This is a genomic window from Moraxella sp. CTOTU47616 (genome assembly GCF_032017465.1).
In the GTDB taxonomy this organism is placed as follows: domain Bacteria; phylum Pseudomonadota; class Gammaproteobacteria; order Pseudomonadales; family Moraxellaceae; genus Faucicola; species Faucicola tetraodonis.
This window is the reverse complement of sequence record NZ_DALZPU010000005.1, coordinates 131575-143547: the sequence shown is the minus strand read 5'-3', so window position 1 is coordinate 143547 and position 11973 is coordinate 131575. Positions and strand designations below refer to the sequence as shown.

The following is an 11973-nucleotide window of genomic DNA, read 5'->3' as shown; positions in this document are numbered from 1 at the left end:
GATTATTTTAACGTATCCAAGATATATTGCAGTTTTGCGGTGGGATCCGCTGCCGCCGTGATTAACCGCCCAATCACCAAATAATCAGACCCATTTGCTATGGCATCTTTGGGCGTGCAAATCCGCGTTTGGTCATTACTGGCGTCTTCTGGCAGCCTGATACCTGGCGTGACTAAAAGAAAATCCTTGCCGCAAAGCTGTTTAAGCATATTGGCTTCTTGTGCAGAGCAAACCACCCCATCAAGCCCAGATTGCTGCGTCAATAACGCTAATCGCTTGACATGATTTTCTACCGAGTCGGTGATACCCACTTCAGCCAAATCTTGCTGTGACATAGAGGTCAGCACCGTTACCGCAATCACTAAGGTTTGGTAGTTTTGCGCCGATAGACGCGCTTTCACCGTTTGCATGGCGGTGCGCCCTGCACTGGCATGCACATTGACCATCCACACCCCCAAATCAGCCGCCGCTAATACCGCCTGCGCGGTGGTGTTGGGAATATCATGAAATTTTAAATCCAAAAACACCTCAAAATCACGCTGATGTAAGGATGTCACTAAGCTATTACCATATTTGGTAAACAGCTCTTTGCCAACTTTCACCCGGCACAATGTAGGATCCAATTTATCCGCCAAGCTTAATGCCTGACGGTCATCCATGTTATCCAATGCCACAATAATGGGTGACTTGATGGCTGATTTGATGAGTGATGTTGCTTGCGGTGCTGCCACTTGATTCATAACAAACTGACTCTTTTTTTAACTCGATAGTATGCATTGCTTATCGTACGGGTGGTAAATTAGGGTTGGCTACGGTAGGTGCAATCGTTGCATTGCTGGTTTGCGCTAAATGCTGTTCATAATTATGCTGCGTTTGCATCAATTTTTCTTGGGTTTGCTTTAACTCTTTAGATAAGCGCTGATTTTCCAGTTTCATTTGTAGTACGCGAAATAAAATCAACCCCATCAATAGTCCCGCGATGACCCCTAAAACAATGCTAATAATCAGCAGTAACCCCAAACTCATTTGTGGCACTTGGCTAAACAGTAAATTTACTTCGACTTGGTTGTTATTCACCAATACAAGCATCAATGAATAACCAACGACCACGAACAACAAAATCGCTAACAGGTAACGCATAGTTTCCTCCTTGGTTATTTTAATCAATCTACATTTTTGAATGCCACTATTATTACAGATAATTGAAAAAAAAGAGTGGATTTTTTGTCCACTCTTTTTGATCAATCATATATTAAACCATAGCGTAAGTTCAACAACGTTAAATGGCTCAAAAACCGCAACTAACGATGATGATTGACTGCCTCTCGCAATGCTTTGCCAGGTTTAAAATGCGGTATCGCCGTTGCTTTCACGGTAACTTTCTCGCCTGTTTTAGGGTTGCGCGCCACACGTGGCTCACGATGATGCAAACTAAAACTACCAAAACCGCGTACTTCGACACGCCCGTTTTGAGATAAGGTATCGACCATCAAATCAATGATTTGCTTGGTGGCATCCTCAATGGTTTTTTCTGGTATATTCTCACATTCACTTGATAATCTAGTGATCAAATCAGATTTGTTTAACACTTTTTCCATACTACCCCTAACACGCTAAACGTAACTGTCGTAGTCTAAATTACAGAATGATGGTTTTAAAAACTTCGTTACAGTTCAAGTTTATCCAGCAATCTATTAACAATTCTAATAATGAAAAATTACATTTCATTACTTTTCTTCGCATATTATAACAAAACCACCTTAAATTCGGCGGCTTTTTTTAGACTAAATATTCCATTTTATTACCTAAAAGGTGAAAATAAAAAAAGCGACTAAGTTAGTCGCTTTTTTTATCACTCACAAAACCGATTATTGGTTTTGTTGTTGCTCTTTGATTAAGTCACCAATGGTTTTTGGTTGGGTATCAGCTGCTGCATTTGAACTTAATGCTTTGATAGCATCACGTTGCTCTGCTTCGTCTTTTGCACGAACTGATAGGTTGATACCGCGAGTTTTGCGATCCACGCTAACAATTTTCGCTTCAACTTCATCACCGACATTCAGTACAGTGGTCGCATCATCTACTTTGTCTTGTTGGATTTCTGAAGCACGTAAGTAGCCTTCTACATCATCAGCTAGTTTTACTTTAGCGCCTTTGGCATCAACGTCAGTTACTACCCCTTTCACTACTGCACCACGATCATTTGAGACTAGGTATTCGTTGAATGGGTCACTGTTAAGTTGTTTGATACCCAAGCTGATACGGTTAGCTTCTGCATCTACAGACAAGATGACCGCTTCAACGGTATCACCTTTATTGTAGTTACGAATCGCTTCTTCACCACTTTCAGTCCAAGAAAGGTCTGATAAGTGAACTAGACCATCAATACCACCTTCTAAACCGATAAAGATACCGAAGTCAGTGATTGATTTGATAGTACCAGATACTTTGTCGCCTTTTTGGTGGTTCTTATCAAACTCTTCCCATGGGTTTGGCATGGTTTGTTTGATACCTAGGCTGATACGACGACGATCTTCATCGATATCAAGGATTTGAACCATGATCTCGTCACCGATTTGTACCACTTTTGAAGGATGGATGTTTTTGTTGGTATGATCCATTTCAGAAACGTGTACCAAGCCTTCGATACCATCAGCGATTTCAGCAAAACAACCATAGTCAGTCAGGTTAGTTACACGTGCTTTAACGTTAGTACCTTTTGGATAGTTGTTAAGAACGTCTTGCCATGGGTCAGTGCCTAATTGTTTTAGACCTAAGCTGACACGGTTACGTTCGCGGTCAAATTTTAATACTTTAACTTTTAATTCTTGACCCACTTCAACCACTTCTGATGGGTGCTTGATACGGCGCCATGCCATATCTGTGATGTGTAATAGACCATCGATACCACCTAGGTCTACGAATGCACCGTAATCAGTTAAGTTTTTCACCACGCCGACCACTTCTTGACCTTCTTCAAGGTTAGATAGTAGCGCTTCGCGCTCTGCTGAGTTTTCAGATTCCATCACAGCGCGGCGGCTAACAACGACGTTGTTGCGTTTTTGATCCAGTTTGATGACTTTAAATTCTAGCTCTTTGCCTTCTAAGTGGGCAGTGTCGCGTACTGGGCGAGTGTCCACCAATGAACCTGGTAAGAACGCACGTACTGAACCGATATCAACCGTGAAACCACCTTTAACTTTACCAGAGATAAGACCGGTTACGATCTCATTGTTCTCATAAAGTTTTTCAAGTACGTTCCAAGTTTCAGCACGTTTTGCTTTTTCACGTGACAATAGGGTTTGACCCATACCATTGTCAACCGCATCTACAACGACTTGAACTTGGTCGCCAACTGCTACTTCAAGCTCGCCTTGTTCATTCAAAAATTCTGAACGCGCAACGATACCTTCTGATTTTAGACCCGTATCTACGGTAATCCAGTCGCTATCAATCGCAACTACGGTACCTGCGATAACTGCACCGCGTTCTACGTCAAGTACTTGGCTTGCTTCAAACAGTTCAGCAAATGATTCCATCATAAAATTTACCTTTGTATAGCCGTAGCCTGTCCAGCACAGTACGGTTCAAATTAAGATTTTTTATAAACATAAGGCTGGTTTTAGTGCCTATAAAAAATCGATAAAACTTTTAAAAACTGTTAGTTAAAAAATAGTTAGTTAATTGTCAAACCGCGCTCAACACATAGTTGCCAAACTTGGTTAAACACTTGCTCAGCATCGATGGCTGAGCTATCAATCACTATCGCATCATCGGCAGCCTTAGCCGGTGAGGCACTGCGTGTACTATCACGCTCATCACGCGCAATAATTTGTGCCAAAATTTCGTCAAAATCTGCCTGTTTGCCAGCGTTGGTCAACTGACTGACACGGCGCGCGGCTCGTGCCTCAGAGGATGCGATCAAATAAACTTTCAGCGGCGCATCGGGGAAAACCACTGTTCCCATATCACGCCCGTCTGCAATCAAGCCCTTTTTTGGGTTGCCTTGCGACGTTGCCATATTTTTTTGTAACTCTAATAGCGCTTGACGCACCTTCGGGAATACCGCGACTTTTGACGCAAAGTTCCCCACTTCTTCGGTGCGAATCACTTCGCTCACATCGTTGGCATTCACGAGCACTGTCACATGCTCAGAATCCGCTTTTGCGGCTGCAAACTCAATTTTCAACGATTGGGTTAAATCAGCTAACGCAGTTTCATCAATGTTGTCCGTTAACAAACCCGCTTGGTGGGCTGCAAGCCCCACAATCCGATACACCGCCCCTGAATCCAAAATTTGATAATCCAGCAGCTTTGCCAGTCTTGCCGTCAATGTGCCTTTACCTGCACCACTTGAGCCATCAATGGTGATGACGGGCAGGCTTGCGGTTAGATCAAAAGACGGTTGCGTTAAAGTTTGTGACATGCCATTTTTATAAACAAAGCAAAAATAGTCGTATATTTTACGCCTGAAAGCTATTTTATACAAGTAATTTGACACAAGGATTGACTACATTGCGTATTATTTTTGCCAATGAAAAAATGCACAAAAAACGGGCAAAAAATGAGAAATGCACCGATACGCAGAGTAATGATTAACCATTGTGCGATAGAAGAAAAAAAGCTATCGACTTAAAGGATTAAGCATAAGCTCACCTTTAACAATCGCTGGCTTTTAACGATCACCGACTAAAACTGCCAGAGCTTTCAGAATTTCCAAAATTTATAGCGTAAAGGTGGGTTTATCTGAGTTGATATGACCCGCTAACAGGCGGTCGACTTCATTTTTGATGCGTAAACCTGCTTCATCTTTGCCAAGCTGTAACGCATAGCCTGCGGGGCGCTGTGCTTGTGCGCGGTGGTTGACCCACACCACTTTACCATGTAGCGGCATTCTCTCACTCGAATTTGGCAAAGTAATTGCCACAAAGGTTTGACTGCCTAATTGTTGCTGCTGGTTAGTAGGAATAAATAACGCACCGTTTTCAATAAAAGGCAGGTAGCTCGCATACAATTTTTCGATTGTATCATAGTTAATGGTGGTGATACCGCCACGAGATGGCATTGCCATAATCACTGTTCCTTTTACTAACGCATGGTGAATGATAAGTAATATAGATAATTGAATAAATTAGCAATCAAGCATGGTGCTAAAAATTTTATCATAGCATAACTTATCTTGAATATGTTGTTGTCTATCTTGCCAGATTTGATCGATGACCTGTTGTAACTGGCTAATTTGCTTTAATGTAGGTGGTGGCTGCAGCTTGCCAAAATCCAAGTCATTGGATGACGCTGAGATACCGACGGCAAATTGCCCCAATGGTACTAATAAGGCTTGCGACAAGTATAAAAAGTCCGTCAATGTCAGCGTTTTTTGCCAATAGTTGCTGGCTTGTACAGGCATACGTTGCCCACTACGAACCGCTTGAAAGCTGTTTATCCAAGTTTGGCGGTGTTGATACCATTCGCTGTTTAACATTTGCAGTGCCAAAAAAGGCGCATAACCAGACAATTCACTCACTTGTTTTAGCGTTGCAGTATCGGTATTTGGCAATAACTGCTGCATCGCTTGCATGGACTGATCGGGGGTCACATGGCTCACCGAAAATGACTGTAGCCGAGAGCGAATCGTTGGGAGGAGCTGCGAAGGACTATCGCTAATTAACAGTATCAACACATTTTCGGCAGGCTCTTCTAATGTCTTAAGGAGCGCGTTACTGGCGGCTAGAGTCATCGCATCCGCTTGGTGAATAACCACGATTCTTAATCCGCCACTAGACTGCGTGACAAAAGGCTGCAATTCCCGAATTTCGTCAATCTTGATGCTATAACCTGATTGATGGGTTGGAGCTTGCGCCACTAGGGCGTTGTTTGCTTTAGGTTTAGGCGACGCGTCACGCGCCACGGTGGGTGTGGGAATTTGATAAAGATCGGGGTGGGTATTGGCGATCAGCCATTGGCAACTTTGGCATTGCCCACAGGCAGTTGTGACACCTTGTTCATTGTCCCGTTGATTCTCACACAAAGCCCATGCGACAAACCGATAAACAAAGGCGCGTTTCCCCGTCCCTGCATTGCCTGCAAACAACATTGCGTGCGGCAAGGCATGTAGGTGGGTGGTCAAATACTGCCAAGTTGGCTGTTGCCACGGCAATAAATCCATAAACAGCCACTGCTGTATCACCTGTTGGCTCACGGGATCTGGATAGTAGTATTGGGTTACTTCATTGGGTGTTGATTCGACATTGGGTTGTTTGGGGCTTTTTGATTGAGAGGTGATAGTCGATGCCATAGAAAAAAATCAGTCAACAGAGTAACCATAGTATAATCGCTGCAGCTAGATAATCAATTAGGATAATCGGTCAGGTTGTTTTCTTGAAGACATGAATGCGGTAACACGTCGGGTTATTTTATCCCTTACTGTCTTTAAACCTTGGCCCATAAGATTTTTGTTGCAAATAAATGATGGATTTTTTTTGATGAGTCGATTAAATTTTCATCTTAAGATATCTATTTTCGTTTTTTTCTTATGTTTGTGATTCACCCTATTTAAAAAAACGATTCAATTTTCTGTTTACTTCGAGGTTAGTTTGACGAATTTATCGCAACCTAATAATCAAGATACGTTACTCAATGACCAACATCATTATGATGCGGCGGATATGGCAGACCAATTAAAGGTGATGCCAACCTTAGAAGCGCGTTTAACTACTATTTTAAACGAAATCAATGCGCTGCGTGATTTTCCGCAAGTTACCCTATTTAAACAACTGCTAGATACCCTGCGCAACCGTGCAGATGATGCTACAACCGCCAATGAGCAGATGGCTCTATTTGTTCGGCTACTACGCGGCAATCGTGTGTGGGCAGAAGGGTTTTGTGTGTTTATGCTTACCTTGATTAATCGTTATCGTCAGGTGTCGCTATACACGGATTTGGGTATCTTGTCAGACGCTGGCTTTACTTCGCAATTTTTTGATTTGGTCGGTGAAAAGCTCTTACCCTCCGTACCCGATGACCGCGATTTGATTGGGCTATTTAATGCGTTTTTTGCTACACCAAAAACCCGCTACTGGGTGCGCTTAATCAAAGAGCGCTGGTGGATTGAACTGATACTCATCCTTAAAGTACCCGCCGGCAAAGAAGCGTTAGTGCAAGCGCTTGAAGCCAATGTGCTCAAAGCCATTACTATTTTAACTGCGCGTATCAACGGCATCGGGCTCAATGCCGATTTAATAAAGGCATTTCCCAATCCGATTGACAACCAAGATACTTTTATTGCGCTGAATCGCGAAGTCGCTGAATTTGTCAGTCAATACCAGCTCAGCATGCAGCCAGGGGATGACCAAGCGATGCCACAGCCTGAGGTGGATAGCAGTCAAATTCTAGTGTTGACCGACCAAGCGCGCACTATGATGCAAAACATCCGTCGCCGTATTCATCGAACGGGTATTACTGTGCGTACCACCAATATGTTGGTGCGCCTTGAGCAAAGCCTGCAGCGTCTTGAATTGTTGGTGTCACTGCTATCGGACAACGATCATATCAAGAAAAAAACCATCATCGAGCTCATTAACACATTGTATGAAGATTCATACCACCGCAGTAGTTTTAGATATTTATTTGGCATCAATACCGCGCTGTTGTCGCGCCGTGTGACTGAGACTGCCAGTAAGGTCGGCGAGCATTATATCAGTACCGATAAAGCGGGCTATCGCCGTATGTATAAAAAAGCGGCATTGGGTGGTTTACTCATCGGCTTTATGGCGACCCTTAAAATCCTAGGGAAGACCCTACCCTTGGCACCGTTTGGCGTGGCTTTTTTAAACAGTATGATTTATGGTCTTGGCTTTGTGGCAATTCATATCATTGGCGGCACAGTGGCGACCAAACAGCCTGCCATGACAGCTGCCGCCATTGCTTCGACCATCTCAGAGGTAAAAGGGCGCAAAGCGGCGCAATTTACCAAGCTGACCGAATTGGTCGTTGATATCATGCGCACCCAATTTATTGCCATTATGGGTAATATTTCAATTGCCATGCCGATTGCGCTACTGATTTCATCCATGTGGCTGTATGGGCTGGGTCGTCCGTTAACATCGGAAGCTAGCGCAGAGCACTTGCTGCATGATCTTAACCCGTTTACCTCGCTTGCTATCTTTCATGCCGCGATTGCTGGGGTGTATCTTTATATTTCAGGATTGATTGCAGGCTATTACGATAATCTTGCGGTACACAATAAAATTGGCGAGCGTATCCGCAACCAGCCTACTCTAAAACGGATGATGACACCTGTGACGTTGTTGCGCTTTAGCGATTTTATCGAGCGCAATCTGGGTGCGATTATGAGTAACTTTTTATTCGGTTGCTTTTTGGGTAGTACGGCGACCATCGGTTATATTTTTGGCTTACCGCTTGATATTCGCCATATTGCCTTTGCGTCTGCCAACTTTATTCACGGGATTTTTAACATTTATGCCAACACGGGCGAGTTTCCAGAAATCGGTATTATTTTGGTCAGTCTATTTGGGGTGATGGTCATCGGTATGATTAACTTGTTGGTGAGTTTTTCACTCGCCTTAATGACCGCCCTACGCGCTCGTAACGTGAAAGTCTTTGAGTGGAAATTCTTATTTGAATTGGTCGCTTCGCATTTGATGACCCAACCCTCTGACTTTTTTATCCCTCGTAAACAGCCGATGAACTATGCGCTCATCGATAGCGACGGTAATATTATCTATGATGACAAACCGATTGCGAACGATGGTAAAAATAGTAAAGGGCATAAAACCACCCTGACATCGCAGACAGAAGAACATCCGCATGCTACTACGCCCCATATCGACAATATCAGTCATACGGAAAAATTGACCGATGAAGAAATTGCAGAGAAAAAACAGGCAATTAAAGAAAAAGTGGTGCAAAAGGCGGTCGATAATATCACCCCAAATGACACGGCAAGTAAGCTACCCAAATAATTGATGAAACACTGAACACGATAGAAATATGATGACTTTTTCGCAAACTACAATGAATCAACCCGCGACCTCAATGAGTCCGACTCAATTGGCGCATCGGTTAAATGAGCTGTTAAAAATTAATGAATTCCAAGATTATTGTCCCAATGGTCTGCAAGTGGATGGTGGACAGCCGATACAACACATCATCACCGGTGTCACAGCCTCTGAGGCATTGATTGAACAAGCGATTGCGCACAACGCCCAAGCGATTTTGGTGCATCATGGCTATTTTTGGAAAGGGGAACCTGCGCCGTTAATTGGCATGAAAGGCAAGCGTATTCGTTTGTTGATGCAACACGGTATTTCCTTACTGGCTTATCATTTACCGTTAGACGCCCATCCCCAATTGGGCAATAACGCCCAATTAGCGCTAGCGTTGGGCTGGAGTGATTTGTCGCCGCTATACCCTGACGAAAAACACCCGATAGGTAATATCGTGGATTTAGCAGCACCGTTGTCGATTGCAGCTCTCACTAACAAACTATCCACTACCTTAAGCCGTCCGCCCCTACATCTATTCGGGGGTAATCAAACAATTTCGCGCATCGGTCTATGTACGGGTGGCGCACAGGATATGATTGAGCAAGCGGCACAAATGGGTTGTCAAGCCTATATCTCTGGTGAAGTATCAGAGCGAACCACTCACATAGCCCGTGAGCTGGGTATTGAGTATTTTGCCTGTGGACATCATGCCACTGAGCGAGGTGGCGTACTTGCATTGGGGAATTATGTCAAAGAAAATCTTGCTTTGACCGTTGATTTTGTCGATATCGATAATCCCGTGTAAAATTAGGCAATTTATTAAATAATTATTACCCGTTAATTGCATTTTAGCGGGTTTTTTACGCTTTTTATCATAAATTTGCCTTTCGTTACCGTCAACCACATGACGCGTAACTTTAATTTCACTACAATACCCCCATTGTTTCATATAACTAACTGTAATGCCATGCAGTAAATATTGTTATTGTTTATTTATTTTATGCGTGCCATACGTTACCCTACGTTAAATTCTTTAGGTAAGCGCTTGGGCTTATTAAACAATTTTTAATTTGCCAGTGCTTACAAAAACTTTAACCGTCTTACGGTTTTTAATTGATTATTATTTATTTCGATAATTCTCTACAATGGATAGGGAATTATCACCGTCCTAGGTATAAGGGGAGCCAACCTGTTTGGCTCTTTTTTTAGCGTTAAGTTAATAACGACCTATTTTGGATGGAAGCTTTTTTGTTAAGATTTAGGATAGAGTTAGATAGTTGGAAGCCATGTACTTATTTGGCTTGTCTGACTGGTGCTTATTTTGACTAGTACTAGGTTTAACTGGTGCTTAGTTTGATGGGTACTAGGTTTAACTATCGATTCGGTTCTTAGTTTCATAAAATGTTTTCATTTGGCATAGTTGTTTTTTATTAATTTAACGTATCTAACGTATGTGCACCGTGGAGTGACACATGCCGCTAAACTCATCATTTGAGTATTGTGATGATTTGGCTTTGACCTATCCTGCCTCGATTTCGATGTCGGTCAAAGCATTTTTAAGCCCTTTAACTTTATACCCGTTTCAACACCCTTTATTACGCTTTAGTAAATACGCGACCCAATTTAAACGCTTGCAATTCTTCCCGATTCAATTCAAGCCTTGTTTGGGTGGGGTGATGTCGCCAAAAACTACCCAGTCGCGTGTGCCAGCGGTGCCTAGCCATGTGCAAGATTTGGCGCAACTGGCTAATCCGTCCACTAGTCTCATTGGGCGCTTTATCAAGCCGTTAAAATGGTTGGGCGCCAGTAAAAAGCTGGTAGTTGTGATGGGGATTGGTTTGCCCTTAGCTTATGTTGCCACCCAGATGGGCGTTACTGACAAAGTCGACAATGGCAATCCTAATACCTTTGCCTCACCTACTAGCGTGGTTGCAGCACCAAAAATGGCGACCTTTGATAGTATCCTATCTCAAAAGCAGCTGCGTATTGCCACCGTCAATGGTAATACTACTTATTTTGCTCAAGATGGTTTTGAGCACGGCTTTGGCTATGATGTCATGCGCCATTATGCCAAGCGATTGGATGTCACCCTAAGCACACAAGTATTTGCCACTGATGCGGACGCGATGGCGGCTGTCAAAACAGGCAAAGCCGATGTCGCCTTAACCAATGTGTCGGATCACCAAAACGCCACCGCCACTGCGTTATCATCGCTGAGTCTAAGCTGTGACAAAGATTATTTATCAAAGCAGGGTCTCAACGAACATGTTGCCATACAGCTAAACCCCAATGATATCAAACTCAAAGATGATGTAAAAAACTTCCTTTGTGGCGGTCAATCGCTCACCCGTAATCAACATTTAGCCGCGTTTTATAGTCAAACACCATTGGCAGAGCCGTTTAATCAACAACATTTTGCCGATACCATGACACGCGTGTTGCCCATTTATGAACCATCTTTTAAGCAGACAGCAAACAAATACCGTCTTGATTGGCAACTGCTTGTGGCAATGGGGTACCAAGAATCGCATCTGGATGCAGAAGCCACTTCGCCAACGGGTGTGCGCGGTATCATGATGTTGACCAATGCCACTGCAAATGCGATGGGCGTTGATAATCGGACTGACCCGACGCAGAGCATCCAAGGGGGCGCTAAGTATCTCAGTCAGCTGCAACATGAATTTGCCCAAGTGCCAGCATCGGATCGAGTATGGTTTACCCTAGCGGCATACAATATGGGTCCACAAGCGATTAAAGATATCCAGCAGATTTTGCAAAAGCGCGGTATTGATGGCAACAATTGGGCAGCCGTGTATCAGTATTTAAAAGTTAATAGTCAAAGCAATAGCCGTTATGTGCAGTGCTTAGATTACGTCACCCATATCCGCAGTTATTTGGAGGCGTTAAAATTAGACAACGTCAATCATCGTCAATTGACTTGATGAGTGTGGATATAAAAAACTACACA

The 11973-nt window shown here is 43.3% G+C and carries 10 protein-coding genes; 3 read left to right on the top strand and 7 right to left on the bottom strand.

Annotated features, from left to right (window positions below; all coding sequences use genetic code 11):
• Positions 1–2 precede the first annotated feature (2 nt).
• The 7 genes from pyrF to RTS10_RS07560 all read right to left on the bottom strand — a co-directional run bounded on the left by pyrF (position 3) and on the right by RTS10_RS07560 (position 6295).
• Positions 3–704 (bottom strand): orotidine-5'-phosphate decarboxylase, encoded by a 702-nt coding sequence (gene pyrF, locus RTS10_RS07590; protein WP_312539880.1) that lies wholly within the window; start codon positions 702–704, stop codon positions 3–5.
• Between the two features lie 76 nt (positions 705–780).
• Complete coding sequence (locus RTS10_RS07585; RefSeq protein ID WP_219330980.1) at positions 781–1140, bottom strand: lipopolysaccharide assembly protein LapA domain-containing protein; 360 nt, start codon at positions 1138–1140, stop codon at positions 781–783.
• A 161-nt stretch (positions 1141–1301) separates the two neighbouring features.
• The gene (locus tag RTS10_RS07580) at positions 1302–1598 is read right to left on the bottom strand and encodes an integration host factor subunit beta (protein WP_036603685.1); all 297 of its coding nucleotides are present in this window, start codon (positions 1596–1598) and stop codon (positions 1302–1304) included.
• A gap of 270 nt (positions 1599–1868) precedes the next feature.
• Complete coding sequence (rpsA, locus tag RTS10_RS07575; RefSeq protein WP_186303382.1) at positions 1869–3539, bottom strand: 30S ribosomal protein S1; 1671 nt, start codon at positions 3537–3539, stop codon at positions 1869–1871.
• A gap of 137 nt (positions 3540–3676) precedes the next feature.
• A complete protein-coding gene (cmk, locus tag RTS10_RS07570) occupies positions 3677–4426 on the bottom strand; it encodes a (d)CMP kinase (RefSeq protein ID WP_219330979.1) in 750 nt (249 codons plus the stop codon).
• A gap of 297 nt (positions 4427–4723) precedes the next feature.
• Complete coding sequence (locus RTS10_RS07565; RefSeq protein ID WP_065252396.1) at positions 4724–5071, bottom strand: PilZ domain-containing protein; 348 nt, start codon at positions 5069–5071, stop codon at positions 4724–4726.
• Positions 5072–5131: 60 nt separating this feature from the next.
• The gene (locus RTS10_RS07560) at positions 5132–6295 is read right to left on the bottom strand and encodes a DNA polymerase III subunit (RefSeq protein ID WP_312539843.1); all 1164 of its coding nucleotides are present in this window, start codon (positions 6293–6295) and stop codon (positions 5132–5134) included.
• A 298-nt stretch (positions 6296–6593) separates the two neighbouring features.
• Between RTS10_RS07560 and RTS10_RS07555 the strand changes: the two genes are divergently transcribed.
• The 3 genes from RTS10_RS07555 to RTS10_RS07545 all read left to right on the top strand — a co-directional run bounded on the left by RTS10_RS07555 (position 6594) and on the right by RTS10_RS07545 (position 11947).
• Positions 6594–8981 (top strand): site-specific recombinase, encoded by a 2388-nt coding sequence (locus tag RTS10_RS07555; RefSeq protein WP_312539841.1) that lies wholly within the window; start codon positions 6594–6596, stop codon positions 8979–8981.
• Positions 8982–9033: 52 nt separating this feature from the next.
• Positions 9034–9810: a Nif3-like dinuclear metal center hexameric protein gene (locus tag RTS10_RS07550; protein ID WP_409455597.1), complete on the top strand. Its 777-nt coding sequence runs from the start codon at positions 9034–9036 to the stop codon at positions 9808–9810.
• A 667-nt stretch (positions 9811–10477) separates the two neighbouring features.
• Positions 10478–11947, top strand: coding sequence for a transglycosylase SLT domain-containing protein (locus tag RTS10_RS07545; RefSeq protein ID WP_312539838.1), 1470 nt, complete (start codon positions 10478–10480; stop codon positions 11945–11947).
• The last annotated feature ends 26 nt before the right edge of the window (positions 11948–11973 follow it).

Bases quoted from the DNA above. Each gene is read 5' to 3' on its own strand.
- RTS10_RS07585 (WP_219330980.1), bottom strand. From the start codon at position 1,140: ATGCGTTACCTGTTAGCGATTTTGTTGTTCGTGGTCGTTGGTTATTCA.
- RTS10_RS07580 (WP_036603685.1), bottom strand. From the start codon at position 1,598: ATGGAAAAAGTGTTAAACAAATCTGATTTGATCACTAGATTATCAAGT.
- rpsA (WP_186303382.1), bottom strand. From the start codon at position 3,539: ATGGAATCATTTGCTGAACTGTTTGAAGCAAGCCAAGTACTTGACGTA.
- cmk (WP_219330979.1), bottom strand. From the start codon at position 4,426: ATGTCACAAACTTTAACGCAACCGTCTTTTGATCTAACCGCAAGCCTG.
- RTS10_RS07565 (WP_065252396.1), bottom strand. From the start codon at position 5,071: ATGGCAATGCCATCTCGTGGCGGTATCACCACCATTAACTATGATACA.
- RTS10_RS07560 (WP_312539843.1), bottom strand. From the start codon at position 6,295: ATGGCATCGACTATCACCTCTCAATCAAAAAGCCCCAAACAACCCAAT.
- RTS10_RS07550 (WP_409455597.1), top strand. From the start codon at position 9,034: ATGAATCAACCCGCGACCTCAATGAGTCCGACTCAATTGGCGCATCGG.
- RTS10_RS07545 (WP_312539838.1), top strand. From the start codon at position 10,478: ATGCCGCTAAACTCATCATTTGAGTATTGTGATGATTTGGCTTTGACC.